This is a genomic window from Tropicimonas omnivorans (assembly GCF_031846565.1).
GTDB classification, from domain to species: Bacteria; Pseudomonadota; Alphaproteobacteria; order Rhodobacterales; family Rhodobacteraceae; genus Tropicimonas_B; species Tropicimonas_B omnivorans.
Map to the genome: position 1 here is coordinate 228,525 of NZ_JAVRHL010000001.1, position 25,376 is coordinate 253,900.

27 protein-coding genes are annotated in these 25,376 nt (G+C 68.8%); 10 read left to right on the forward strand and 17 right to left on the reverse strand.

Annotation, left to right across the window (positions count from 1 at the left end; genetic code table 11):
• The first annotated feature begins 29 nt into the window (after positions 1 to 29).
• From RM543_RS01160 to RM543_RS01170, 3 genes are read left to right on the forward strand one after another with little or no spacing between them, the layout of a single operon-like run.
• Entirely contained in the window at positions 30 to 1,262 is a 1,233-nt protein-coding gene (locus tag RM543_RS01160; protein WP_311688831.1) for an ROK family transcriptional regulator, read from the forward strand.
• Positions 1,259 to 3,640 carry a PIG-L family deacetylase gene (locus RM543_RS01165; protein WP_311688833.1) on the forward strand — a complete coding sequence of 794 codons (2,382 nt, stop codon included), beginning with the start codon at positions 1,259 to 1,261 and terminating at the stop codon, positions 3,638 to 3,640. The genes RM543_RS01160 and RM543_RS01165 overlap by 4 nt, the downstream gene beginning before the upstream one ends.
• Complete coding sequence (locus tag RM543_RS01170; RefSeq protein WP_311688835.1) at positions 3,641 to 4,531, forward strand: DMT family transporter; 891 nt, start codon at positions 3,641 to 3,643, stop codon at positions 4,529 to 4,531. It abuts the gene before it with no gap.
• Positions 4,532 to 4,544: 13 nt separating this feature from the next.
• Here RM543_RS01170 and RM543_RS01175 read toward each other — a convergent pair whose 3' ends face one another.
• The 3 genes from RM543_RS01175 to RM543_RS01185 are packed head-to-tail and all read right to left on the reverse strand — an operon-like array spanning position 4,545 to position 7,887.
• Positions 4,545 to 4,865 (reverse strand): hypothetical protein, encoded by a 321-nt coding sequence (locus tag RM543_RS01175; RefSeq protein ID WP_311688837.1) that lies wholly within the window; start codon positions 4,863 to 4,865, stop codon positions 4,545 to 4,547.
• Entirely contained in the window at positions 4,862 to 7,333 is a 2,472-nt protein-coding gene (gene ctaD, locus RM543_RS01180) for a cytochrome c oxidase subunit I (RefSeq protein ID WP_311688839.1), read from the reverse strand. The genes RM543_RS01175 and ctaD overlap by 4 nt, the downstream gene beginning before the upstream one ends.
• Complete coding sequence (locus RM543_RS01185) at positions 7,330 to 7,887, reverse strand: cytochrome c oxidase subunit II (RefSeq protein ID WP_311688841.1); 558 nt, start codon at positions 7,885 to 7,887, stop codon at positions 7,330 to 7,332. The genes ctaD and RM543_RS01185 overlap by 4 nt, the downstream gene beginning before the upstream one ends.
• A 129-nt stretch (positions 7,888 to 8,016) precedes the next feature.
• On the opposite strand from RM543_RS01185, the gene RM543_RS01190 reads away from it, so the two are divergent.
• Positions 8,017 to 8,541 carry a DUF2231 domain-containing protein gene (locus RM543_RS01190; protein ID WP_311688843.1) on the forward strand — a complete coding sequence of 175 codons (525 nt, stop codon included), beginning with the start codon at positions 8,017 to 8,019 and terminating at the stop codon, positions 8,539 to 8,541.
• Here RM543_RS01190 and RM543_RS01195 read toward each other — a convergent pair.
• Positions 8,511 to 9,023 carry a CopD family protein gene (locus RM543_RS01195; protein WP_311688845.1) on the reverse strand — a complete coding sequence of 171 codons (513 nt, stop codon included), beginning with the start codon at positions 9,021 to 9,023 and terminating at the stop codon, positions 8,511 to 8,513. The genes RM543_RS01190 and RM543_RS01195 overlap by 31 nt on opposite strands.
• Positions 9,017 to 9,721 carry a cytochrome c oxidase assembly protein gene (locus tag RM543_RS01200; protein WP_311688847.1) on the reverse strand — a complete coding sequence of 235 codons (705 nt, stop codon included), beginning with the start codon at positions 9,719 to 9,721 and terminating at the stop codon, positions 9,017 to 9,019. The genes RM543_RS01195 and RM543_RS01200 overlap by 7 nt, the downstream gene beginning before the upstream one ends.
• A 448-nt stretch (positions 9,722 to 10,169) precedes the next feature.
• On the opposite strand from RM543_RS01200, the gene RM543_RS01205 reads away from it, so the two are divergent.
• The 3 genes from RM543_RS01205 to tspO all read left to right on the forward strand — a co-directional run bounded on the left by RM543_RS01205 (position 10,170) and on the right by tspO (position 12,232).
• Positions 10,170 to 11,210, forward strand: a complete 1,041-nt coding sequence (locus tag RM543_RS01205) for an Ldh family oxidoreductase (RefSeq protein WP_311688849.1) — start codon at positions 10,170 to 10,172, stop codon at positions 11,208 to 11,210.
• Between the two features lie 110 nt (positions 11,211 to 11,320).
• Entirely contained in the window at positions 11,321 to 11,785 is a 465-nt protein-coding gene (locus tag RM543_RS01210; protein WP_311688851.1) for a c-type cytochrome, read from the forward strand.
• Entirely contained in the window at positions 11,786 to 12,232 is a 447-nt protein-coding gene (gene tspO, locus RM543_RS01215; RefSeq protein ID WP_311688853.1) for a tryptophan-rich sensory protein TspO, read from the forward strand.
• Positions 12,233 to 12,266: 34 nt separating this feature from the next.
• Here tspO and RM543_RS01220 read toward each other — a convergent pair whose 3' ends face one another.
• Genes RM543_RS01220 through dapD form a run of 8 tightly spaced genes read right to left on the reverse strand, consistent with a single transcriptional unit; the run spans position 12,267 to position 18,448 of the window.
• Positions 12,267 to 12,869 (reverse strand): TIGR04282 family arsenosugar biosynthesis glycosyltransferase, encoded by a 603-nt coding sequence (locus RM543_RS01220; RefSeq protein WP_311688855.1) that lies wholly within the window; start codon positions 12,867 to 12,869, stop codon positions 12,267 to 12,269.
• Positions 12,866 to 13,297 carry a GNAT family N-acetyltransferase gene (locus RM543_RS01225; protein WP_311688857.1) on the reverse strand — a complete coding sequence of 144 codons (432 nt, stop codon included), beginning with the start codon at positions 13,295 to 13,297 and terminating at the stop codon, positions 12,866 to 12,868. Before RM543_RS01225 ends, RM543_RS01220 begins: the two co-directional genes overlap by 4 nt.
• Positions 13,294 to 14,442 carry a succinyl-diaminopimelate desuccinylase gene (dapE, locus tag RM543_RS01230; protein ID WP_311688859.1) on the reverse strand — a complete coding sequence of 383 codons (1,149 nt, stop codon included), beginning with the start codon at positions 14,440 to 14,442 and terminating at the stop codon, positions 13,294 to 13,296. The genes RM543_RS01225 and dapE overlap by 4 nt, the downstream gene beginning before the upstream one ends.
• A gap of 50 nt (positions 14,443 to 14,492) precedes the next feature.
• Complete coding sequence (locus tag RM543_RS01235; protein ID WP_311688862.1) at positions 14,493 to 15,545, reverse strand: TIGR00341 family protein; 1,053 nt, start codon at positions 15,543 to 15,545, stop codon at positions 14,493 to 14,495.
• A gap of 4 nt (positions 15,546 to 15,549) precedes the next feature.
• Positions 15,550 to 15,876, reverse strand: coding sequence for a DUF8846 family protein (locus RM543_RS01240; RefSeq protein ID WP_116085143.1), 327 nt, complete (start codon positions 15,874 to 15,876; stop codon positions 15,550 to 15,552).
• Positions 15,877 to 15,935: 59 nt separating this feature from the next.
• Positions 15,936 to 16,775, reverse strand: a complete 840-nt coding sequence (locus RM543_RS01245; RefSeq protein WP_311688865.1) for an alpha-1,2-fucosyltransferase — start codon at positions 16,773 to 16,775, stop codon at positions 15,936 to 15,938.
• Positions 16,768 to 17,613: an O-fucosyltransferase family protein gene (locus RM543_RS01250; protein WP_311688867.1), complete on the reverse strand. Its 846-nt coding sequence runs from the start codon at positions 17,611 to 17,613 to the stop codon at positions 16,768 to 16,770. The genes RM543_RS01245 and RM543_RS01250 overlap by 8 nt, the downstream gene beginning before the upstream one ends.
• A 7-nt stretch (positions 17,614 to 17,620) precedes the next feature.
• Positions 17,621 to 18,448, reverse strand: a complete 828-nt coding sequence (gene dapD, locus RM543_RS01255; protein ID WP_311688868.1) for a 2,3,4,5-tetrahydropyridine-2,6-dicarboxylate N-succinyltransferase — start codon at positions 18,446 to 18,448, stop codon at positions 17,621 to 17,623.
• A 103-nt stretch (positions 18,449 to 18,551) separates the two neighbouring features.
• On the opposite strand from dapD, the gene RM543_RS01260 reads away from it, so the two are divergent.
• The gene (locus RM543_RS01260; RefSeq protein WP_311688869.1) at positions 18,552 to 19,400 is read left to right on the forward strand and encodes an LOG family protein; all 849 of its coding nucleotides are present in this window, start codon (positions 18,552 to 18,554) and stop codon (positions 19,398 to 19,400) included.
• A gap of 56 nt (positions 19,401 to 19,456) precedes the next feature.
• Here RM543_RS01260 and RM543_RS01265 read toward each other — a convergent pair whose 3' ends face one another.
• A complete protein-coding gene (locus RM543_RS01265) occupies positions 19,457 to 19,975 on the reverse strand; it encodes an Lrp/AsnC family transcriptional regulator (RefSeq protein ID WP_311688871.1) in 519 nt (172 codons plus the stop codon).
• Positions 19,976 to 20,028: 53 nt separating this feature from the next.
• On the opposite strand from RM543_RS01265, the gene RM543_RS01270 reads away from it, so the two are divergent.
• On the forward strand, positions 20,029 to 21,192 hold the full coding sequence (locus RM543_RS01270; RefSeq protein WP_311688873.1) for an MFS transporter: 1,164 nt from the start codon (positions 20,029 to 20,031) through the stop codon (positions 21,190 to 21,192).
• A gap of 67 nt (positions 21,193 to 21,259) precedes the next feature.
• Here RM543_RS01270 and RM543_RS01275 read toward each other — a convergent pair whose 3' ends face one another.
• From RM543_RS01275 to RM543_RS01285, 3 genes are all read right to left on the reverse strand, one after another.
• Complete coding sequence (locus tag RM543_RS01275) at positions 21,260 to 22,327, reverse strand: ion channel (protein ID WP_311688875.1); 1,068 nt, start codon at positions 22,325 to 22,327, stop codon at positions 21,260 to 21,262.
• 11 nt (positions 22,328 to 22,338) lie between these two features.
• Positions 22,339 to 23,517 carry a dual-specificity RNA methyltransferase RlmN gene (rlmN, locus tag RM543_RS01280; RefSeq protein ID WP_311688877.1) on the reverse strand — a complete coding sequence of 393 codons (1,179 nt, stop codon included), beginning with the start codon at positions 23,515 to 23,517 and terminating at the stop codon, positions 22,339 to 22,341.
• 161 nt (positions 23,518 to 23,678) lie between these two features.
• Positions 23,679 to 24,203, reverse strand: coding sequence for an invasion associated locus B family protein (locus RM543_RS01285; protein ID WP_311688879.1), 525 nt, complete (start codon positions 24,201 to 24,203; stop codon positions 23,679 to 23,681).
• Positions 24,204 to 24,368: 165 nt separating this feature from the next.
• On the opposite strand from RM543_RS01285, the gene RM543_RS01290 reads away from it, so the two are divergent.
• Positions 24,369 to 25,376 carry an asparaginase gene (locus tag RM543_RS01290; RefSeq protein ID WP_311688881.1) on the forward strand — a complete coding sequence of 336 codons (1,008 nt, stop codon included), beginning with the start codon at positions 24,369 to 24,371 and terminating at the stop codon, positions 25,374 to 25,376.

Below are 25,376 nucleotides of genomic sequence, written 5' to 3' on the forward strand. Positions count from 1 at the left end.
CGAAAGCCCGTAAAAAAGGGAAATTGTCGATGGCGACACCTGCCGAGACGCCGCGCCGAACGGCACGGGGCAAGAACCCGAATCGCAGCCGCGAGCATAACCGCCGCGTCGTGCTCGACCTGTTGCGCACCCACGGCCGCACCGGGCGGCGGGAGCTTGCCGAGCTGACCCAGCTGACCCCGCAGGCCGTCACGAACATCATCGAGGACCTGATCGCGGCGGACCTCATCGTCACGGCCGGGCGCCGCCGCGAGGGCCGCGGCCGCGGTCAGCCGCCGCACGAATATGAAATCAACCCCGCCGGCGCCTTCACCATCGGCGTCGAACTTGCCGTCACGCGGATGGTCACCACCGTCGTCGATCTCGCGGGAACGCTGCTCTACCAGGACGTGACCCCGATCGAGGAGAGCGGGCCGGACGCGCTTCTTCCGGCCATAGGCGCGCTGGTCGACCGGTTGCGGACGGCCCACCCCGGCCGCCTCATGGGCCTTGGCCTCGTGATGCCGGGCCCGTTCGAGATCGAGGGCTTCTCGGGCGTCGGCCCGACCACGCTCCCCGGCTGGGCCGGCATCGACGTCGCCGCGGAGCTGCGCGAGCGCCTCGGTGTGCCGGTGGTCGTCGAGAACGATGCCAATGCGGCGGCGGTGGGGGAAACCCTCCTCGGCGTCGGACGGGACATGAGGGAATTCTGCGTCGTGTATTTCGGCACCGGCATCGGCCTCGGGCTGATCTCGGAAGGGCGCCCGATGCGCGGCGCGTTCGGCAATGCCGGCGAGATCGGCCATATCGTCGTCGCCCCCGGCGGCCGGCCCTGCCCCTGCGGCCAGAATGGCTGCCTCGAGCGCTACGCCTCCCTCCACGCCCTGCGGGAGCGTCTTGCGGATGCTGGCCGCTCGCTTCCCGCCGAGGACCTGGGCAGCCTCGACCCCGACGGCGACCCGGTTGTCGCGGCGTGGCTGGAGGATGCCGCCGCGCATCTCTCCCCCATGATCTCCATTCTCGAGAACGTGCTCGACCCCGAGACCATCATCCTGTCGGGCGGACTGCCCACGGCCTGCCTCGACGCGATCATAGGTCGGCTGAGCTTCGGTCCGAGCGTGGCACGCCGCAGCGACCGCGCCGTCCCGCCGGTGATCCGCGGGCAGAGCGGACTTCTGACCGCGGCCCTCGGCGCCGCGGCCCTGCCCATGCACGACGCCATCACGCCGCGGCTCGAACTGTCCGAGCTGCAAGAGACCATCTCCAAGGGAGCCAACCCATGACACCGCAAGAGCGCCTTGAGCGCGACGAGGCGTCCCCCGCCCTTCTGCGCCTGCACCGCGCCCTGTCCCGCCTCGGATCCGTCCTCACGATGATGAACACCGGCGCGCACCCCGATGACGAGCAGAGCGGCCTTCTGGCCTGGCTGCGCTTCGGCATGGGGATGAGGGTCGTCGTCGCCTGCTCGACCCGCGGCGAGGGCGGTCAGAACGTGCTCGGCCCGGAACGGGGCGGCGCGCTCGGCGCGCTCCGCACGCGGGAGATGGAGGAAGCGGCGCGGGTGCTGGACTGCGACATCGCGTGGCTCGGCTTCGGACCTGAGGATCCGGTGCACGATTTCGGCTTCTCCAAGGACGGGGACGACACCTTCTCGCGCTGGGGCGAAGACCGCATCGTCGAGCGGCTCGTGCGGGCCTATCGCCGGGAGCGCCCCGACATCGTCGTGCCGACCTTCCTCGACGTGCCGGGCCAGCACGGCCACCACCGCGCCATGACCCGCGCCGCCGAGACCGCCCTGCCCCTCGCGGCGGACCCCTCCGCCTATCCGCATCACATGGAGGAGGGCCTGAAGGTCTGGACCGTCTCCAAGTACTACCTTCCCGCCTGGCCCGGTGGCGGCGGAACCTATGACGACGAGGTCCCGCCCCCCGAGGCCACCCTGATCGAGCGCGCAACCGGGCGCGACGCCGCCACCGGGGCGGATTTCGCCCGGATCGGCGAATGGTCCCGCCTGCGTCATGCCTCGCAAGGAATGGGCCGCTGGCATGATGTGCCGCAGACGGAGTGGCCGCTGCACCTGAAGGCCGGCGAGACCGAGACCCGGATCATCGACGGTCTGCCCGCCACGCTCGGCGATCTGGCGCAGCTTCTGCCCGCCGCCGCGGCCGGGCTGGAGGCCGCCTCCGCCGCCATCGATGCCGCGATGCTCGCCTTCCCGGACCGGACCGCGATCCTGGAGGCGCTTGCCGAAGCGGACGCCGCCCTCGAAGGCGCGGAGGCCGCGATCGCAGGCGATCCGGGCGCCATCTCGTCCCACGGCCATCGCCTCGCCGCGAAGCGGCGGGAGCTCCAGGTCGCCATGATCGAGGCCTCCGGCATCGAGCCCCGCCTCACCGCATCGAGCCCGGTCCTGTCGCCGGGAGGCCGCGCGACACTGACCCTCCGGACCGCCGATCCGCTGACGGACGCCTCAGACCTGACCGCCACCGTGGTCACGCCGGAAGATGTCCATGCCGCGGCAGGGTCCGGCGGCGCGCCAACCTTCGAGTTGACCGCCAGCGAGGACGCCTCCTACAGCCCCCAGTTCACCGAGACCTGGTCGGCCTTGGGGGGCAACGGCGCGATCCATATGCGCCTCAGCACCACGCTCGCCGGCAGGCCCGTGGCCATGCCCCTCGATCCCGAAGAGCCCCTGACCATCGCCCCCGCCGCTCCCTTCGACGCGGAGCCTGCGAACTTTCTCCACCTCCGCGGCAACCCTCCCCGGCCGTTTCGCTTCCGCTATCGGGGCGATGTGTCCGCGGGCGAGACAGAGCTGCCGGACGGCTGGTCCCTCGAGCTGAACGAGGGCCAGGGCGAACTGACGCCCCCCGCGGGTCCCGCCGCGGGCCTCGTCCGCATCGCCCCCCGCACGAACGGCCGCCCGGCCATGCGCGGAACGGTCTCGCGTCATGCGCATACCGGCGCCTTCACCTACCGCGAAGCGGCGGCCCTGCGCGTCCTCAGCCTCGATCTGGACCTGCCGGAGGGCGCGAAGATCGGCTGGATCGGCGGCGGCAGCGACCGGACCGACATGTGGATGCGACGCATGGGCCTCGAGGTCCACGATCTCGACCGGATCGGAGAGGACACCGATCTTTCGGCCTACACCACGCTCGTCATCGGTGTCGTCGCCCTCGCCTCACGGCCGGACGTCCTGGCGCACCTGCCCGCGATTCATGGCTTCGTCCGCGAAGGCGGCACGCTCGTGACCCTCTATCAGCGCCCCGATCAGGGCTGGGATCCCGAAACGGTGCCGCCGAAGCGCCTGAAGATCGGAACGCCCTCCTTGCGCTGGCGCGTCACGGACGAGGCGGCGGACGTCACCGTTCTCGAGCCGGCGCACCCGATCCTCACCACGCCCAACACGATCAGCGACGAGGACTGGACCGGCTGGGAGAAGGAACGCGGTCTCTACTTCGCCGCCGAATGGGACGACGCCTACAGCCCGCTTCTGTCCATGTCCGACGCCGGGGAGGCACCGCTCACCGGCGCCCTGGTCTCGGCCGCGATCGGCAAGGGCCGGCATACACACGTCTCTCTCGTGCTCCATCACCAGCTCGATCGCATGGTCCCCGGCGCGTTCCGCCTTTTGGCCAATATCGTCCGGCCAGAGCGCTAGGTGCCGAACGAGCCGTCCCCCGCCACCGATCGCAACGACCCTGCCATCGGCATCGCATGGCTCCTGACCGACATGGCGCTGGTGACCGGCGTCAACGTTCTGGTGAAGTTGCAGGGGCAGTCCCTTCCTGCCCTGCAACTGGTGTTTCTGCGGGCGCTCATCGGCCTTGCGGTGATCCTGCCGCTCGTGTGGGTCCGGCGGGGGCAGCTGCGGCGGATGACGTCCCCGTGGCGCAATGCCGGGCGTGTGGCGTGCAACGCCGCCGCGCTCAGCCTGACCTTCTACGCCCTGACGCAGTTGCCGCTGGCGCTCGTGAACGCGGTCGGGTTCACCCGGCCCTTCATCGCGATGATCCTTGCGGCGCTGCTCCTCGGAGAAAATATCGCGCGGCGGCAATGGGCGGGCCTTGCGCTCGCGCTCTGCGGTGTCGCGCTGATCGCCGCTCCGGGGCAGACCGCCCTCGGACCGGTCCCGGTGATCGGCCTCGGCGCGGCGGCCCTCGCCGTTCTCTTCGGCGCCATGGCCACGGTCCAGACCCGCGCCCTCCGCCACGAGGGCACCATGGTGATGATGCTGTTCTACACCGCGGGCCTCTGTCTCTTCACCGGCGGTCCTGCGCTCATTCTCTGGGAGCCGGTCGCGCCCGGGTCCTACCTGCCGATCCTCGCCATCGGTCTTCTCGCGCAGATCGCACAACTCTGTTTCCTGCGCGCCTACCGGGCCGCCCGCGCCTCGGTCCTGTCGCCCGTCTCCTATGCCTCGCTCCTCTTCGCGACGGCGGCCGGCTGGATCGTCTTCGGCGAGCGCCCCGGCCTCGTCTTCGCGGCGGGCGGTGTGCTCGTCATCGCAGGCGCCGCCCTGAACCTGCGGCGGCCGGGCGGACGGACATGAGCCGCGCCCGCCCTCAGCCGCAGTAGCTCGTCATCGCCACGGGGAGCAGCGACCAGATCGTGGCAATGAGGCCGACCCACCCGGTCGCCCGGCTCACGAACCGCACGAAGGGCGAGGGCGAGGCGAAGCGGGGCATGTAGAGCGCCCAAAGGATCGGCAGCTGCACGAGGATCGCAGCGGCGTAGGCCGCCACCAGGAGCAGGCGGGGAAGCGGCAGGCCGAACGCCTCCCCGCCGATCCCGAACCCGCAGATCAGACCGTGCAGGCCGTAGACCGCGCTGAACGCCGCCAGCCAGACGAGGGGCGCGATCAGGATGCGGATGATATCCCTCATGACAGCAATCCCGGCAGATGCCCCGCGAGCAGGATCAGCAGGGCGATGGCCGCGAGGTAATCGATCCAGAGGCCGACGATGGGAAGCTCGGCACGCCGCAGGGGCGAGACGAAGCCGCGACGGACCCGCGCGGCGAGGAACGCGACCATCAGCGCGGCGAGCGCCGCGTGGAAGAGCCCGTAGCCGCCGAGAACGAGGAGCGTCGCGCCATAGGCGTGCCCCGTGGGATCTGGCGTGCGCAGCATCATCGCGCCGCAGACCGCCCCGATGGCGAGGATGCCGGCACCCGCGATGGCGAGGAACGGCAGCGGCGCTCCGCTCCGCCGCGCAAGGCGGGCGGCGATTGGCGCGGCCACGATCCCGGCAAGACCGATGCCGAGCTCGAGAGCCGACGGCGCGAGCCATGCAGGCGGCGGCCAGCCGGGCGCCACGGTCCAGAGGAAGGCGAAGCCGAAGAGAAGCGAGCCGAAGAAGGTCGCGTTGGCCGTCAGCAGGAACGTGGTCCCCCACCAGCCCGGCGAACGGGCGACGGACGCGGCATGCGGCACCTCCTGCCCCCGCCCGATGCCCTGCGGCGCGATATCCTCCTTGAGGCCCAGTCCCCACACCCATCTCCAGGCGAGGATCGCGACGCCGATCATCGCAACCGGGATCGTCCAGTAGAATTTCAGCAGAAGCGACAGGAAGAACACCCCCGTCACGGCGGACATGAGGATCGGAAGGCGCGTGTTGGCCGGGTAGATCACGTGGTAATCCGGCCTGCCGCTCGCGATCTCGACGGTCAGCGTCTCCCGCCAGCCATGCCGCGGCACGCCGAGATAGCCCTCCCCCTTGGCCAGGGCGACGCACAGGGCGGGATCCTCGGCGACCGGCTCCCGGCTCGTCACGTGCGGCAGGGACGCGAAGTTGTAGGCGGGCGCCGGGGTCATCATCGCCCATTCCAGCGTCCCCGCCTTCCACGGATTGCGCCGCCCCCGCACCGCGGTCAGGACGTGCAGCACCACGTCGATCAGCAGCACCGCGATGCCGATGGTCAAAACGAAACTCCCGACCGAGGAGATCAGGTTGATCGTCGTCCAGCCGTCCTCTGGCGAATAGGTCGGAATGCGCCGCCGCTGCCCAAGCAGGCCGACCCAGTGCATGGCGAGGAACGTCACGTGGAAGCCCGCGAAGATCAGTCCGAAGGCAAGCTCTCCAAGCCGGAAGAAGCGCTTCCGGCCGGTGAAATGCGGCAGCCAGTAGTAGATGCCGGCGAAGATCGGGAAGACGAACCCCCCGAAGAGAACGTAATGCAGGTGCGCGGTGATGAAGGCGGTGTCGTGCGCCTGCCAGTCGAACGGAACGACGGCGACCATGACGCCGGTCAGCCCGCCGATGACGAAGGTGAAGAAGAAGCCGAGGATGTGCAGCATCGGCAGATGCAGCTCCGGCCGGCCTTTCCACATCGTGCCGATCCACGCGAAGATCTGCACCCCCGTCGGCACCGCCACCAGCGTCGACGCGGCGGAGAAGAAGGCCAGCCCCATATGCGGGATGCCGGTCGTGAACATGTGGTGGACCCAGAGCCCGAAGGACAGGAATGCCAGCGCCACCGCCGCCGCGACGATCCAGCCGTAGCCGAGAAGCGTCGTGCGGCACATCACCGGCAGGACGGTGGAGATCACGCCGGCCGCCGGCAGGAAGATGATGTAGACCTCCGGATGCCCGAAGAGCCAGAAGAGGTGCTGCCACAGGAGACTGTCACCGCCGAGGTCGACCTGGAAGAACGGCAGGCCGAAGGCACGCTCGACCTCCAGCAGCACGGAGCCGAGGATCAGGGGCGGGAACCCCGTCAGGATCATCAGGGCGGTGACGAGGGCATACCAGGCGAAGATCGGCATCTTGTCGAGAGACATCCCGGGCGCGCGGTACTTCAGGATCGAGACGGTCAGCTCCACCGCCGCCGCGATCGCGGAGATCTCCACGAAGGTGATCCCGATCAGCCAGAAATCGGTGTTTATGCCGGGAGAGAAGAGCGGCCCCGACAGCGGCGGATACATGAACCACCCGCCGTCCGGCGCGATGCCGAGCAGCATCGAGACGAGCAGCATCGCCCCGCCAAAGACGTAGCACCAGAACCCGTAGGCGGTGAGCCGCGGGAAGGCGAGATCGCGCGTGCCGAGGATCTTCGGCAGCAGGTAGATCGCCAGCCCCTCGAAGGTCGGGATGGCGAAGAGGAACATCATGATCGTGCCGTGCATGGTGAAGATCTGGTTGTAGATCTCCGGCCCTGCGAACGCCGAATGCGGCGTCGCGAGCTGCGCCCGGATCAGCATCGACAGGATGCCGCCCACGATGAAGAAGAAGAACGCCGTCACGAGGAACATGCGGCCGAGGTCGGTGTGGTTCACGGTGGAGAACCAGCCGCGGAAGCCGCGCTCGGACGCCCAGATCTCGGTCAGCCTGCGGTGACGCTGGAGTGCGTTCATTGAGTTTCGCCTCTCAGGAAGGCCTCCCAGCCATCCGCGTCATGCGCGGTGACGGCGAAGGTGAAGCTGTCGTAGCCCGGGCCGCTGAACTCGGCGCTGACGCCCTCGTAGGTGCCGGGCGCGTCCGCCTCGATCCGCAGGACGTTGACGTAGCCCGGGATCGCGTCGAGCTTGCCGGCAAGGCGCGGAACCCAGAAGCTGTGGATGACGTCCGTCGTGGTGATGGCCACATCGACCGGACGCCGGGCGGGAATGTGCAGGACGCCCTCAGTCGCGCGGCCCGGCGCATCCTCGTAGCTGAACGTCCAGGCGGACAGGCGCCCTTCTGCGCCGACGCGAACGACGTCGTCCGTTTCCCGCGGCAGCAGCCTCTCCCCCACCACCAGCCCGTAGGCGAGGAGCGCGGCGAGGACGACCATCGGGAAGACGAGCCCGAGCCCGACGATCCAGATCCTGACCCGGCTGCCTTCGCTCCCCGCCCTGCCGCGGCGCAGGAAGGGCAGGACGAGGAGCGTCATCACGAGAGCGAAGATCAGGGCCGCGCCACCCAGCATCACCCACCAGAGCTGCGCAATCGTCCGGGCCGCGGGCCCCGCCGGGTCGACCGTCGAGAGGACTCCCCCGCAACCGCCGAGCGCTGTAAGCGTTAGGGCGGCGAGAAGCGGGGCAGGGAAGGGTTTCAGATGGCGGCGGACACGACCGACAGAGCGCGCGACGAACATGAGGAACTGATCGACCCGATCGCCGAAAGGCCGGGTTTCGATGAGACCCAGTCGAGGATTGCGGTGCTCGGACACCCGATCCACGCGATGAGCGTGGCCTTTCCCGTGGCGCTGACCTTCTGCGCCCTCGGGGCGGACATGCTCTACTGGTGGACGGGAGATACGTTCTGGGCCCGCGCCGCGCTCTGGGCTGCCGGAACCGGCTTCCTGTTCGGCATGCTCGCCGGCTTTTCCGGAACCGCGGAATTGTTGCTCGTCTCCGGCATCCGCGCCCGCGCGCCGGCCTGGACCCACTTCATCATTGCGGTGACACTCCTCGCGCTCCTCGGCGCGAACTGGGGCCTGAGGCTCTACGGCTTCGAGGACGCGGTCCTGCCCTACGGCATCCTCATGTCGGCTCTGTGCGTCTGCGTCGTGGGGTTCACGGGATGGCATGGTGGCAAACTTGTCTTCGATTACCGGCTCGGCACGTCGAAGGGCAGCTGACCGCCCCTCGGCTCGAGCAGCCAGTCGGGGAACGTAAGCCAGTCGAAAGCCGGCTTGGCGAGAACGATGAAGAGGATCGCGACAGCCGGGATCGCCACGGCGAGGCCCGGCAGCACCGGGTGCGGCGGCTTGTGGTGTCCGGGCTCCTCGGCCACGCGCACGAGGATGTAGCCGATCCATGCATGAGCGACGACGAGCAGCGCGACGAAGGCGAGCTTGGCGAAGAGCCACGGAACGAAGACCTCCCGCAAGAAGATCAGCCACGTCCCCGCGATCACCGCGATCACGGCGGCGGGGGTCACGAAGCTCGTGTAGGTGATATGCGTCGCACGGCGGATGATGCGGTAATCCTCCGCCAGCATGTTCGGATCGGCCCGCGCCAGCATGAACGGCAGGACCAGAAGCCCCCCGCACCAGAGCGAGAGGGCCGCGATGTGCAGCGCTTTGAAGATCGGCACGAGGTTTACGACCCAGTCTACCACGCGCGGTTGTCTCTGAGGCCGGCCCAGCTCTGCCGCGCCAGAACGATGGCGGTCGCGGCGTAGGGCAGCCCCGCGGGCACCCACATGATGAGCCCGCCGAGCTGCTGATCGCGCAGCGGTGTCAGGCCCCAGTCGAAAGGTGCGACGGCATGGGCCGCGTAGAGCGCATCGGGCGCGAAGGTCAGCACCGCACCCAGCATCCCCATCTGGGCGAAGGATGCGACGACGAAGACCAGCCGCTCCACCGGCGCGCCATCGGACGCGATGACCGAATGCCAGAACCAGACGGCGCTTCCGAGAAGAGTGATCTGCATCAGCCAGTAGACCGCCACGTTGGACAGGGCGAGGTCGTAGGCCGCGGGGGCGTGCCACGCCCAGAGGATGAGGGTCGAAACTGCGAAGGGCATCGCGATTCCGCCCAGCGCCCGTCCGCCCAGCGCCACGGCCAGAAGCGGCGCGGCCCCAGCGACGAGAAGAACATGATGCACGACCCGCGCGGAGAAGAGCGCAGCGGAGAGGGCGCAAAGGGGAGAAACGAAGGCGACGATCAGAACGGCAACGGCCGCGAGACCGGCGGGCTCCCGCCTCACGGCAATCGTAAGGATGACGAGCGCGATCAGCAGGAGGGGATCGAGGTTCCAGCTTGTCCAGATGTCAGCCGGAAACGGCGGCGGGCCGCAATAGGTCCTGTCCAACACTGCGTGCGCCCCTGAAATTCGCTCACCACCCGCTCGCGTAACGATTGAATGCGGGGGCGGTTCCCCCATGCGCCGGATACTTGTCACACCCTGTGCGTAATGGAAATGGCGGGCACATTGCCCCGTCGCGCATGAGGCGCGGCCTTGGTACCCCGCGGGCCGCAGGGAAAGAAGTCGTTTCTGCGCGCCGGGACGTGCGCCACCAGCAATCTGACCTGTCACGTCTGGGCGGGATGAACGCGCCGCGACTCGTCCAGAACCTCCGCGGAATGGCAGGCCTCCGATCTCCGACACCCGTACTCATCATGGGCGGATCGGTCTTGAGGCGAAGGCGCCCGTCGCGGTGACCGCACCTCGCCCCATCCCTCATCGCCTCGTCTTTTCCCTTGGGGAACGCGCCCGGAGTTGGTATCCAACGGGACACAGGCACGCCGCCCGGGAGACAAGAATGACCGACGCATCCGCACCGCTTCTGAAAGAGGAGGAGCTCGTCACCCTCGCCTGCCGCGCCTTCGAGGCACAGGGCGTCGCACGGGACCGCGCCCGCGTGACCGCGCAGATCCTCGCCCTCGGCGACATGATGGGCATCCACACGCACGGCCTTCTGCGCGTCGTGAATTACTGCGAGCGGATGAGCCTCGGTGGCATCGACGTCGACGCGGAGCTTGAGATCGAGACCCTCGCCCCCGCCCTCGCCCGCGTGGACGGGCATGCCGGCCTCGGGCCCGTCACCGGCATCACCGCGCTGGAGCTGACCATGGAGGCCGCGCGCAAGACCGGCATCGCCGCGACGTTCTGCAAGGGCTCCAGTCATTTCGGCGCCATCGCGCCCTATTCCCTCCTCGCCGCGGAGCAGGGGTTCGCCTCGATCATCGCGACCAACGCCTCCGTCACCATAGCGCCGACCGGCGGGTCCGAGGCGCGGCTCGGCAACAACCCCATCGGCTTCGGCTTCCCGGATCCCGGCGGCGATCCGGTCCTCATCGACATGGCGATCTCCGTCGCCGCACGGGGCAAGATCCGCGCGGCGCTCAAGGAGGGCAAATCGATCCCCGAGGACTGGGCGACGGACCGCGACGGCCGCCCGACGAGCGACCCCGCCGAGGCGCTCAAGGGCTTCCTGCAACCGATGGGCGGGCACAAGGGCTACGGCCTGTCCCTTGCGGTGGACATGCTCTGCGGCGTGCTGTCGGGCGCGACCTACCTGACCCATGTAAGCTCATGGGTGGATCACCCCGAGGCGCAGCAGAAGATCGGACATGTCTTCATCCTGATCGACACGGGCAAGCTCGGTTCGCCCGACTGGCTGGCGAAGCGGATGCGGGATGCCACGTCGCTCCTGCGCGAGACGCCTGCGAGCGATCCGTCCCGCCCGGTCATGGTTCCGGGGGATCGCGAGCTGGCACGGCTCAGCGCGGCGCGGACCGAGGGCGTAAGGCTGGACGCCTCTCTGGTGGAAGAGATCAGGGCGCTCGGCGCGGGGGCCTAGCCCGGCGAGCGTCGATCACGCCCCCCTGGCCGGGACAACTCGCCGCCTTGCCCGCCCCGAAATCCGGGCGCACATCTGAGACACTCACGCAGTCACGGAAAGCCAGTCCCATGCCACGGTCCCTGCCCCTTCTCGCCACCCTTCTTCTTCTGCCTGCCGGCATCGCGGGGGCGCAGGAGGAGGGCGATGCCGCTGCCGGAGAGAAGATCTTCGCGCGCCGCTGCGTCTCCTGCCACGTGATCCAGACGCCGGAGGGCGAGACCCTCGCCGGGCGGAACGGAAAGATCGGGCCGAATCTCTACGGCATCGCGAACGACCAGGCCGGCACGCGGGAGGACTTCAAGTACGGCAAATCCCTCGTCGAGGCCGGCGCCGAACACGGCCTCCACTGGGGCGCCGCCGAGATGATCCCTTATCTTCAGGATCCGACGGGCTACCTGCGCGAGGTGACGGGCGACGGCCGGGCGAGAAGCAAGATGTCCTTCCGCCTGCGAAAGGAACAGGAGGCGGCGGACGTCTACTCTTTCCTCCTCTCGCTGGACCCCGAGGATGCAGCTTCGGATACGGACAACTAGATGCCCTGGACGGTCTTTCTTCTCTTCCTCATCGCCTGCGCCGCGGCCGCCTCGACCGGCTCCATCTTCAAGCCGGGGACGTGGTATCAGGAGCTGGCAAAGCCGTCCTGGACGCCGCCGAACCTTGCCTTCCCCATCGTCTGGCCGATCCTCTACGTGATCATCGCCTGGGCGGCGGCCCGCGTCGCGGTTATGCCGGGCACGGCGCATGCGGTGGGCTTCTGGGCGATCCAGATCGCCCTCAACACGCTCTGGACGCCCGTCTTCTTCGGCGCGCACCGCATGGGCACCGGTGCCGTCGTCATCGGTGTTCTGTGGGTCGCCGCCCTCTGCACCTGCATCGCCTTCTGGAGGCACGACACGTTGGCGGGTGCGCTGATCCTGCCCTATCTCGCCTGGCTGACCTACGCCTTCGCGCTGAACGTCGCGATCCTGCGCCTGAACTGACGGCCCGGCGAGAGCATCGGCCGGGCGAAAGCGTCTATCCGCTCCGCCCGGCCGCGACGCCAGGCGCCTTCAGATCTGCCGCGGCGTCCACGTCCCGAAGCGTCTCCAGCATCGCCACCCGTCGCCCCTCCAGCGTTTGAAGCGTGTCCTCTAAAGCGTGGGAGGTGGACCAGCGGACCTTGCCGAACGCGCCGATCGGCAACCCGCGCCGGGCGCTCCGACCGATCAGCCAGTAGCCGCCATCGCTCGCCGGGCCGATCGCGACATCCGCCGCGCGCATGACCCGGAACGCCTCGGCGACGTGGCGCCGGTCCAGCGCTGGGATATCACCGCCGACGACGATTACGGGGCCAGTCCCGTCCGCCAGGATCCGGGCCATGCGAGCACCGAGATCGCCGCGCCCCTGGGGGCGGCGCGGCAGATGGGCCGGAAAGACGCGGGACGCGAGCGCCCCGTCCGGCGCCACGGCAAGCTCGAGGTCCCAACGGGGATCGGACAATCGCCGCAGCACGCGGGCAATCTGCCGCCGCATCCACCACGCCGCCTCGATCCGCCCGATGTCCCGCGCGAGGCGCGTCTTGACCCGGCCCGGCCGCGGCTCCTTGAGCATCAGGACGACGCGGGGCCGCGCGCTCACAGCTCCAGCGCCATGCTCCGATGCGCGATGCCGGAATCATCGTAGATCTCGCCATGGGCGGTGAAGCCGAGCCGCTCGTAGAACGGGATCGCCGGAACCTGCGCCCCGAGGATCACCCGCACGATACCGGGCGTGCTTCGGAGCTTCGCCAGTGCAGCGCGGGTCATCGCGGCGCCGGCGCCGGTACCGCGGCGCTCCTTGAGGACGCAAACCCGCTCCAGCTTGCCCGCATCCCCGACGATCCGCACCCGCATGGCGCCGACCGGGCGCCCGTCCTCGCGCGCGAGGAAATGCATCGCCTCGCCGTCCCGGCCGTCCCTGTCCTGCTCGATGGTCACCTTCTGCTCACCGATGAACACCTCGTGACGGACCGCGAAACACGCCTCGAGATCCGCCTCCTCCGTCGCCTCGACGATCTCGACACTCATGATACGAACTCCCTTGCAATACGGGTGAAGACGCGGGCGAGGGTCTCGATCTGCTGAACGTCGACGCGCTCGTCCGTCTGGTGCATGGTCAGCCCCACGAGGCCGAACTCGACGACCGGGCAATGCGCCCGGATGAACCGCGCGTCGGAGGTGCCGCCACCGGTGGACAGGACGGGAATGACCTTCGTCTCGTCGGCGACGATGCGGGCCACGATGTCCGAAAGCTCGCCCGGAGGCGTGAAGAACGATTCGCCCGAAATCCGCGCCTTGAGCGTGATCTGGAGGCCGTGGGCCTGTGCCACCTCGTCCCCGATCCCGCGCATCCTTTCGGTGAGGGAGGCGCCGCTGTGCAGATCGTTGAAGCGGATATTGGCGCGGACGGCGGTTGCGCCGGGAATGACATTCGTCGCCAGGTTGCCGGTATCGATGCCGGTCAGGGCGAGCGTCGAGGGGTCGAAATGCTCGGACCCTTCATCGAGCCTGAGCGTGGCGAGGCGGTGGGCAAGCTCGGCGGCGCCGTCCACCGGGTTCTTCGCGCGGTGCGGATAGGCGACGTGGCCCTGAACGCCCTTCACAGTGAACACAAGGTTGAGCGAGCCCCGGCGGCCGATCTTGATCATCTCGCCCATGATCTCCGGGCAGGAGGGTTCGGCCACGATGCAGGCGGTCATGCTTTCCCCCGCCTGTTCCATCCAGTCGAGGATCGCGAGCGTTCCGTCCCGGCCCGGTCCCTCCTCGTCCCCGGTGATCAGGAGTGAAAGTGCGGTGTCCGGCGGCAGGTCCTGCCCGGCCTCCACGGCCGCAGCGACGAAGGCTGCGACGCCGGATTTCATGTCCGTCGCCCCGCGACCGTAGAGCACGCCGTCCCGGATCTCGGCGCCAAAGGGATCGCAGGACCACTCGGCCTCGTCACCGACCGGGACCACGTCCACATGCCCGCCGAAAGCCAGCGTCCGGGCCGCGCCCTTCGGTCCCTTGCGGGCATAGAGGTTCGGCACGCCGCCCCTGTCGCAGCGATGGCACTCGAAGCCCGCGGCCTCGAGGATCGGCACCAGGATGGCGAAGGTTCCGGCCTCCTCCGGCGTGACGGAGGGGCACCGGACGAGGTCGGCGGTGAGGCGTACGGGATCTACGGTCTGGCTCATGGGGAGCGGCGTAGCGCGTTCGTGATACCGCCTCAAGCTCGCGCCGCGCCTCAGTCGGGGTCGGCGGGCGCCGCGGTCTGCTGTCCACCGTCATCGCCCTCCGAGGCGAAACTGCCTTCGACGAAGAGGATCCCGCCCAAGAGCGCGCCCAGGAGGATCACCCAGGCGCCGAGCATCCAGACCCGGGATTGGCCGGCCTTCGCGTCATCCGACAGCCAGCGATGCGGGCGGATGCCGCGCCACATGAAGACGGCCTGCGCAGCGAGGTTGATGGCGACGATGTTGGCGATGACCGTCACGGCCGCCCGCCCCGCCTGATACCACGCGCCCGATCCCACGAGCAGCCCCATCGCCGCGATGGGCGGCAGGAGCGCCGCGGCGACCATCACGCCGACGAGGGCGGAGGCCTGCCCCTGCACCACCATCAGCGCGGCGGCGACCCCGGAGGCCAGCGGCAGCGCGGCGGTGGTGAGCCCGAGGGGTTCGGAAAAGTTCACCATCGAATCGTCGATCTGAAGCGGCAGGACCGTCCCCATCACCGCCGACACCGCGATGGCGACACCGAGCCCGGCCCCCAGCGCCCGAAGGCTGATGAGGAGCAGCCGGCGGTTGCCGAGCGCCGCCCCGAAGGCAAAGGCGAGGATCGGTCCCAGGAGCGGCGCGATCACCATCGCCCCGATCACCACGGCGACCTGTCCGCTGGTCAGTCCGATCGCGGCCACGAAGGCGGCCGCGGCCGTCAGGATAAGGAAATCCCAGGTCAGGAGAGCGTTGTTCAGCACGTCGTCGTAGATCTCGGCACGGGCGCTCGAGGTCTCGGTCTGTTCGAGCCGCTCCTGCTCCTCCTCGTTGTCGATCTGCGGAAGGACGCTCTCGAGCGCGAGGGTCACGAGCCGGAACTGGTTTTCCTCGAACCTCTCGGAGAGTTTGTCCTGAAGCACCTGGGAGCGGCTTTCGTGCAGCACGACGTAATACTGGACGATGTCCTCGCCGCTCTGCGCCTCCGAGCGCCACCAGGTGCGCGGCTCGATCTCATCGATCACGTCCTCGACGCCGTCCGAGCGATCCGGAGCGACGTTGAGCATCAGCATGCGATAGGCCAAGGCGTCAGTCCTCGTCGCCGAAGAACGGCGTCATCTGGGCGACGATGACCGCGTTCTCTTCGAGCGCCCGCGCCATCAGCCCGCGCTCCTCGCCGGAGATCTCGTGGCCCTCGGCCAGCCGTTCGTCGAGCGTTCCGTAGCCGGAGACATCGAGGGGGGCGAGATCCGCCTGCTTGAGGGTCGCCACGGTCTCCCGCACCGCCTCCGCTTCGTCCACGCCGGAGGCGAAGCACATCAGCGCGGCCCCCGTGGCCCCGTCCGGAAGACCGTCGCCGGACTTGCGTCCGACCTCCACCAGAAGCGTGAAGACCTGCTGCTCGCGCTTCGCCATGAGTGCCCTTCCGAAATTGTGACGGCCCTTCTATCGGGCGGTGGAGACGGGGGTGCAAGTCACAGGAGCGTCCAGTGTTCCGGCAGCACCGGCGAGGCACGCCCGTCCACGCGCCACTCCCCCGGCGCGACCACGGCCCCGCCCGACAAAAGCCCGCCCCAGAGGGAAAAGGTCGAGTTCGCCGTCACCCCGCCGGATGCGCCCGCCATGAGGGCGAGGTCTTCCAGCGTGGACGTCGCCGGGCTCGTCTCGATACTGAACCCCTCCGGCATCGTCTCCAGCGCCGCCGGCGGGTCGTCCGAACAAAGGATCCACCGGGCCTTTCCGTTCGCCTCCTCGTAGGCCGACATCGCGGCCCCGTACCAATCAGGCCCGAGCAGGCGGAACTTCCGGGCAAATTTCTTGCTCAGATAATCGCCCCGGCGGACGTGGAGGAAGGCATAGCGCCCTTCGGGAGCCCTGTACCGCGCGGCCAGACGCGCCCGCACGGCAGGCAGGATGTCCGGCAAGGCGGGGGCCATAAGGCGCGTATCGAAGGATATGTCCTTGATATAGAGGGGGGCGGCGAGGGTCGCCGCATCCTCCGTCCTGCTCCAGTATGCGTCCCACACGGGCAGTCCGAAGCGGGTCTCCCGCCCTGTCAGACCCTTGCGCAGTCCGTCCGTCACGGTGGTCCACCGGCCCTGGCGGCACAGATTTCGGTAGAGGTGGTCAGGCACGAGCGCCGTCAGTTCCTCCGCCCGAGCCGTGGTCTTGTCGCCATGGGTCGCCCCGAACCAGCTCAAGTCCAGGTCGAGCGGCACGCCAAGACGGCGCGCGATGGCATAAGCCGCTCCGAACTGGAGAAGCTGATTCCCGAGGCCGAACGAGATCTGGGCAACGATCCTCGCCTCAGCCATCTCGGATGAGAACCCAGTCCGGCGGCAGGATCGGCGAGCGCTTCTTGATGCGCCAGACTTCGGGCGCCACCACCGGCCCCCCTTCGCTCAGGAGGCCACCCCAGAGGGAGAAGGTGGAATTGGCGGTCACGCCGCCTCGCGCGGCCGCCATCACCGCAAGATCTCCGAGGGTGTCCGTGGCCTGGCTGACCGTGACGTCGAAGCCGCCCGGCAGCATGTCCAGCGCGTCGTAAGGCTCATCGGAACAGAGGACCCACCGCGTGGGACCTGTGATCTCCTCGTAGGCCCGCATCGCCCTGCCGTACCAGTCGGGCCCGAGGGAAACGAACCCCTTGGCCACTTCGGGCGTCCGGTAATCGCCGAGACGGACATGGACGAACGCCCGGTCCTCCCGTGGCGCCATGCGGGCCGCGAACAGACGCTCCCGGATCGCAGGCAACAGCTCCGGCAGGCAGGGCGCCATGATCCGGGTGTCGGTGCAGACGCGCCGCGCGTAGACGGGGGCCGCGATCGCATCGGCCTCCTCGAGTTCAGCGGGGTTGGCATCCCAGATGGGCAGACCGAAGCGCGTCTCCCGTCCCGTCAGCATCTTGCGAAGCCGATCGAGCCGCTTGTCGATCGGCCCGTAATAGCGAGTCCGGCGATAGAAGCTCTCCGGAATGAGCGCGGTCAGTTCCTGCGCCCGGCCGGTCTCGCCGGCACGCTCCTTCTTCGCGTGCCAGGTCAGGTCGAGATCGAGGGGAACGCCCAGGCGCTTCGCGATCGCATAGGCCGTCCCGAACTCGAGAAGCTGGTTCCCGAGCCCGGAGACGATCTGCGCGATGACGGCCTTGCCCAAGCGTCCCTCAGTCCCGCAGGAGTTCGTTGATGCCGGTCTTGGCGCGGGTCTTTTCGTCCACGCGCTTCACGATCACCGCGCAATAGAGGTTCACGCCGCCCTTGGAGGGCAGGGAGCCGGAGACGACGACGGAATAGGGCGGGACCTCGCCATAGGAGACTTCTCCCGTCTCGCGGTCGAAGATCTTGGTGGACTGGCCGAGATAGACACCCATGCCGAGCACGGAGCCCTCGCGCACGATCACCCCCTCCACGACCTCGGACCGGGCGCCGATGAAGCAGTTGTCCTCGATGATCGTCGGCTCCGCCTGAAGCGGCTCGAGCACGCCGCCGATGCCGACGCCGCCGGACAGGTGAACGCCCTTGCCGATCTGGGCGCAGGACCCAACCGTGGCCCATGTGTCCACCATCGTGCCCTCGTCGACATAGGCGCCGAGGTTCACGAAGGAGGGCATCAGCACGACGCCGGGGGCGATGTAGGCGGACTTGCGGACGATGGCGTTCGGGACGGCGCGGAAGCCGGCGTCGCGCCAGCGGTTCTCGCCCCAGCCGGCGAACTTGCTGTCCACCTTGTCCCACCAGCCGCCGCCTTGCGGGCCGCCGGGCTGCTGCTCCATGTCGCGAATCCGGAAACCGAGGAGCACGGCCTTCTTGGCCCACTGGTTCACCGTCCAGTCGCCGCCGTCACCGCGCTCGGCGACCCGCAGGCGTCCGCTGTCCAGCGCTTCGAGCGTGGCCTCGATTGCCTCGCGCGTCTCGCCGCCCGTGGTGGGGGTGATGTCGGCGCGGGCATCCCATGCCGCCTCGATCGCCCGTTCGAGATCTGCGTGTCCCATCGCTCCGCTCTCCTCTGGCCTCGGTCCGGCGGAGGCTATAGACCTTGGCTCCCGGGCGCGCAACGCGAGCCCGCGCCTCCCGGAGCAGTGCAGGGGACGAACCATGACAGACCGCCACGACAGACAGAGCGGCTTCCGCGACGCCGGCGAGGACATCCGGACCTCTCGCGGCGTGCCGGACACGCCGCAGACCCGCGCGCCGGCCTATCGGCTCGCATTTGCCGACGACGAGTTCCTCTGCCGGGACGAACTGCGCCCCGTCCGGCTCCAGCTCGAGCTCCTCAAGCCGGAACTTGCCATGAGCGAGGCGGGCGTCGAAAGCACCGTCGTGCTCTTCGGCGGCGCCCGCGTTCCGCGCCCGGCGAGCGAAGACGAGGAGGTCGAGGCGACCGGCATGGCGCGCTGGTACCGCGTCGCGCGGCTCTTCGCCCAGGCGGTGACGGAGCGCTCGATGAAGACCGGCGGCCGCGAGGAGGTGATCTGCACCGGCGGCGGGCCGGGCGTCATGGAAGCGGGCAACCGCGGTGCGGAGGAGGCCGGCGGCAAGTCCATCGGCCTGTCCATCGTGCTGCCGCACGAACAGGCGCCGAACGCCTATGTCTCCCCCGAGCTGTGTTTCAACTTCCACTACTTCGCCGTCCGGAAGATGCACTTCCTGATGCGCGCGAAGGCGGTCGCGGTCTTCCCCGGCGGCTTCGGCACGCTGGACGAGACCTTCGAGACGCTGACATTGATCCAGACCGGCCGCATGAAGCGCGTACCCGTCCTGCTGTTCGGTCGGGAGTTCTGGGAAAGCGTGGTGAACTTCGACGCTCTGGTGAAGGCCGGCACCATCGCCGAGGCCGATCTCGACCTCTTCCGCATCGTGGAGACGGCCGAAGAGGCGCTCGAGGCGATGGACGGATGGGAAGGCGCCGGCACGAAGCGCAGCCACGTTCCCGGACGGACCTGACCCCTGCGGGCGCGCTCGGCCGGTGAGTGCGCCGGCGGAGCGGCGCCCTGAGCGGCCTACCCCCTCGGTCCGGCGGCGGGCCCCGGCATTTCCGGCATCGGACCTCGTTCGAGATAGGTGCCGAGAGCGACGTAGCTGTGCGTCGAACGCACCCCTTCGATGTCCTGTATCCGCAAGAGGAGCCTTTCCAGCCCCGCCGGACCGCTGCACCGAAGCTTCAGGATCAGGCACGCGTCCCCGGCAACCGTGTGGATCTCTTCCACATCGGCCAGGCTGCGCAGCGCTTCTATCGGAGCCGTCATGCCCCAGCCCTCGGTCATGACGTGAACGAAGGCGAGGAGCGGGCATCCGATCCGTTCGCCATCAAGCCGTGCGACGGTCTGGCGAATGACGCCGTCACGCCGCAGACGTTTGACGCGTTCGTGGACCGCGGGCGGAGACAGATGAACAGCCTCGGACAGCTCGGCGTAGGAGCGATCCGCCCGCTCGGCCAGAAGCCTTAACAGCATTCGGTCGATCCGGTCGAGTCCGGACGGATGGGAGGTGGATGTTCGAATGCCCTTCGTTTCTGCCATTCCGAACCCCGCTTTTCCTTGAACCGGTGGAGATCGCCACGCGATCATGCCGTATGTCATACAGCAATACCCCGACCGAGACGAACCACCTTCTATTCCGGCTGCGCGTTCCCGTCCTCCTGATGGGCGTGATGATGGTGGGCGCGAACTCGTTCGTTCTCAGCCCGATCCTGTCCAACGTCGCGGCGGGTCTCGCCGCAGAGCCCGCGCAGGTGGCATGGGCGATCTCCGCCTTCGGTGGAGCCACGGCCCTCTCCGCGCTCGGCTTCGCCACGGCGATCGACCGATGGCCCGCCGGCCATGTCCTGGGGAGCGGGGCGCTCCTTCTGGCCGTGGCGCAGGCTCTGAGCGGCATGAGTGCGGGGTGGGTCTGGCTCTGCGCGGCGCAAACCGTTGCCGGGCTCGCGACAGGCGTCCTGCTGCCCGGTGCCTACGCAACCACCGCCGCGACCGCGCCGGAGGGCCGCGCGCCCGCCCGGCTGGGCGTCGTGATGACGGGATGGGCGGTCTCCCTGGTTCTGGCAGTGCCCCTGGCGGCGTTCGTCGCGGAGCATTCGGGGTGGCGGATGGTCTACGCCCTGCTCTCGGGGGCATCCCTGCTGACGGCGGTGGGACTGTTCGTGACCTTGCCCCGTATCGTCAAAGCCGCCTCCATCCGCACCGGCCCCATTCAGGCTGCCAAGCTTCCGGGGGTGGCGACCCTTCTGGTGATCATGTTCGCCTACATGACGGCATTCTACGGCAGCTTCGCATTCTACGGCGAGGGCTTGCGAAACGCCTTCGGCATGGATGCCCAGGGCGCAGGGCTGTTCGTCCTAGCCTACGGGATTGGTTTCGGAGCGGCCGGCATGGGGCTGGGATTCGTGGCGCCGCGAATTTCCAGAGGCTACATGCTCGCCATCTTTCTCTGCCTCGTGGTGAGCTACGCGGGGTGGCGCTTTGCACTGACGTCGTCGGTACTGGCATTCCTCGCCGCCATCGTCTGGGGCGGGTTGAACCAGCTGGGGCTGAATGCCCTCGTGGTCTCCCTCAACCGGCAGGCACAGGCGGCGCGCGGCGCAGTGATGGGCCTCAACAGCGCTGTCACCTACTCGGCCGTCTTCGCAGGACCCGCGATCATGGCGCCGCTCTATACCGCCTTGGGGTTTGCAGGCGTCACCCTCGTCTCCGCGATGTGCGTGTCCGCCGGGGCCGTGCTCGCCTGGCGATCCTTCTGAGCGGCCCGTGAGTCGGAGCAGGCGTGCACGGGACGGGGTGCAGGGAGCGATCCGTCCCGCCGCCTCGTCAGAAGAGCCCGGTTCCGTCCGTTGCGACATACCCGTGCAGGGTCCGCCAGCCGGCCTCCCCGTTGATCGTCTCGAGAAGAACGCGGTCGATCACGCCGGACAGGTCGGACCCCTTCGCCGTCCCGAAGCCGATCATGACCGGATCGAGAACGGTGGCCTGGACGTCGAAGCTGAAGCCGCCGTCGTCGATGCTCGCCTCCAGCCCGAGCCGCTCGCCGGCGGCGATCTCGATATCGCCCGCGTCGAGCGCCTCCAGCATCAGGGTCATGTCGGTGTAGGGGCGCAGGTCGTCCACCCGGTCTTCGAGGAACGCCTCGGCGTTGCTGCCTTCGATCACGCCGATGGTGCGGCCGGGAAGATTCTCGGACAGGTTCGTGCCGCCGGTATCGGCCAGCGTCACGATGGTGGCCGTCAGGGCGGAACTCACGGCAAGACCGACGAGCATCCAGAGCATCGCGACGGCCCGCCCGGTAAAGGTGATCGGCGCCTTGTCCCCGTAGCCGATGGTCGTCAGCGTCACGCCGGCCCACCAGAACCCGTCCCCGAGGCCCCGGAGCGGCCTGCGGCTGAACATCTCCTCGTTCTTGCGCCGCTCGATGGCCCAGAGAACGGCGCCGACGGCCAGCAGAAGCGCGGACAGGGCGAGCACGACGCGCAGGAAATCGAGGGAGAGCAACCCCGTCACGACGGGCAGGATCGATGAGCGCTCCGGCGTCGCGAGGCCAAGCTTGGCGGTATGGATCGGGAGGGACACATCGATCCGGTCGAGCACGGACAGCGAGGCCGGGACCGGCATGGCCAGATCGACATCGCCCGCTTCCACGGCCCCGACGATCTCGGAGGGATCAAGCGGGACGAGATCGTAGGCCACGCCCTCCCGCTCGGCGATCAGCCGCCAGATCTCGGGTGCCAGACCCATCCAGGCCTCGTCACCGGTCTGGGTGGCGTAGGGCGCCATCTCGGTCACGCCGACGCGGACGGGCCGGTCTGCCCGGCCACTATCCTCCTGCGCAGCGGCCATGCCGGCAAGGCCCAGAAGGGCAACGACGATCAGCGCAAAACGCATGCAACCGGCCCTCAGGATGCCGCCGCCTCGGCGCCGGGCCGCGCCCGCTTCGCACGTTCGCTCGCGCTCTTGAGCTGGCCGCAGGCGGCCATGATGTCCTCCCCGCGCGGGGTGCGGATCGGGCTGGCGTACCCGGCCTTGTAGACGATGTCGGCGAAGGCGCGGATCCGGTTGTTGGACGAGCGCCCATAGGGCGCGCCGGGCCAGGGGTTGAACGGAATGAGGTTGATCTTGGCCGGGATGCCCTCGATCAGCTTCACGAGCCGCCGCGCATCCTCGTCGCTGTCGTTCACGCCGTCGAGCATGACGTATTCGAAGGTGATCCGCTCGCTGTTCGAAAGCTTGGGATAGGCCTTCAGGGCCGCCAGCAGCTCCCCGATATTCCACTTCTTGTTGATCGGCACGAGCGTGTCGCGCACCTCGTCCGTCGTCGCGTGGAAGGAGACGGCGAGAAGGCAGCCGATCTCCTCCGCCGTCCGCGCGATGGCGGGGACGACGCCGGAGGTGGACAGCGTGATGCGGCGGCGGGAGAGGCTGATGCCCTCGCCGTCCATCGCGATCTTCATCGCGTCCCGCACGTTCTCGAAATTGTAGAGCGGCTCCCCCATGCCCATCAGCACGACATTGGACAGGAGCCGCTGCTCGTCCTTCGGCTGACGGCCGGGCTCGGGCCATTCGCCGAGATCGTCCCGCGCCAGCATGATCTGTCCCACGATCTCGCCGGGGGTCAGGTTGCGCACGAGGCGTTGGGTGCCGGTATGGCAGAACGAACAGGTGAGCGTGCAGCCGACCTGGCTGGAGATGCAGAGCGTCCCGCGGGACTCTTCGGGAATGTAGACCGTCTCCACCTCGTGCCCCCCGGCGATGCGGACGAGATACTTCCGCGTCCCGTCGGAACTGACCTGGCGGCTGACGATCTCCGGGATCTCGATGGTGAAGTGCTCGGCAAGCTCGGCACGGTAGGCCTTCGCGAGGTTGGTCATCTCGCCAAAGTCCCGCACGCCCTTCTGGTAGATCCACTGCCAGAGCTGGCCGGTGCGCATCTTCGCCTGCTTCTCGGGGGTGCCGGCGGCGATGAGCGCCTCCCTCAGGCCATCGCGCGTCAGGCCGACGAGGTTCAGCCGTTCGCCGGCCTCCACCTTGCGGGGGATGGTCAGGACGTCCTGAGTGATCGGCGTGGTGACAGTCATGGCGGCACATCCCCGGATGGGCCCGGAAGGGCGGTTGCGAAGCGGGTTACATAAACGATTTGACGCGCCGAGTCCAAAGAGGATCGGCGCGCGAGCCGCACGGGATGCGGCGGTGTCAGCGATAATGCGGGGCGTTCAGGCGCCCCGCCCCGGACCGGGCGCTACTGGTTGCAGCGGGTTTCGGCTTCCTGCATCGCGGCCGTGAAGCCCATCAGCGAGAAGGTGTCCTGCGTCTGCGTCCCGCGGCTGGAGCGCGCCGTCAGCTGAGCTTCCGCCCCGCGGCGGAGCGAGGCCATGATCGCGGCGTCGTCCTCGGCGGAGGCGGGCCAGGCCCACTCCCCTTCGGTGAAGAGCTCGTAAGTCGTCCCGCCGATATCCATGCTCACGGTGGAGCCGTTGGCGAACGGGTATCCACCCGTGAAGCTGATCTCGCCGTCGCCGGCACCGGGCCGGAACGTGACGAAGAGGAGGATGTCCCCGCGGCGCACGGCCACGACCTGCCCGTCCCGCGAGTTCACCGTCTCCTTGGGCGCCGAGACGCCCCAGCATTCGGTTGGATTGTCCTCCACGAACACCGACCAGTCGGTCTCCGCGGCGACACGGTTTGTAGATTCCTGGGCGGTGGCATTGCCCGCGCCGAGTGCGACCGCCATGGCGAGCGCACCGGATACGATCCGAAACGTCATTGGTCTTGCAGCCTCCAGCTGTCTCTGCCTCATGTCTGCCCGCCCGTCGCGGTCCTTGTGGACTCTCATCGGAAAAGCGGGTGGGAAAGCAACCCGATGGCGTTACTGTAACGCAGAATTGGCCGGTTCCGAAAGATGATCCGGCGGAAAACTGCCGGGATCGTGATGTCGGACGGAACAAGTGAGAACATGGCTCGGGTCACGCTGACCCGCGGGCCCTTCGACGAATCGGTGCACGAGGGTCGCGTCGCCGTCTGGCGCCACGAAGACGGCCTCGTCGAGGCGTGGGGAGATCCCGCGCGCACGGTGCTGCCCCGCTCCTCGGTGAAGATGATCCAGGCGCTGCCCCTGATAGAGAGCGGCGCGGCGGAGGCCGCGGGCCTCGAGGCGCGGCACCTCGCCCTCGCCTGCGCCAGCCACCAGGGCGCGCCGGCGCATACGGCGCTCGTGCGCGAGTGGCTCGGGGCCGAGGGGCTGGCCGAGGCGGACATGCGCTGCGGCGCGCACTGGCCGCAGGACAGGGCAACGTCGAACGCGCTCGTCCGGTCGGACGGCCGCCCGGACCAGACGCACAACAATTGCTCCGGCAAGCATGCAGGGTTTCTTACGCTGAACCGGCGCCTCGGCGGCGGGACCGAGTATGTCGAGCCGGATCACCCGGTTCAGCGGGCGGTGCGCGCGGCGTTCGAGGAGGTCACGGAGGAGGACAGCCCCGGCTACGGGATCGACGGTTGCTCCGCGCCGAACTTCGCTGCCTCGCTCGAGGGAATCGCCCGCGCCATGGCGGGCTTCGCCGCCGCCGCAGACGGCGCCGGGAGCGGCGCGCGGGCGGAGGCGCAGGCCCGTCTCGTCCATGCGATGATGGCGCATCCCCTCCTCGTTGCCGGCGAGGGACGCTGCTGCACCGAGCTGATGAAGGCCGCGAAGGGGCGCGCCGCGGTCAAGACCGGCGCCGAGGGCGTCTTCGTCGCGATCATTCCCGAGAAGCGTCTCGGCATCGCGCTGAAGGTGGAGGACGGAGCGACGCGGGCCGCCGAGGCCCTGATCGCCGCTCTCCTCGTGCGTTACGGGATCCTCGATGCAGCAGACCCTGCCGCACGGAACCGAATGGCGCCGGTGATGACGAACTGGCGCGGGATCGAGACGGGGACGACGCGGGTGAGCCTCGCCTGA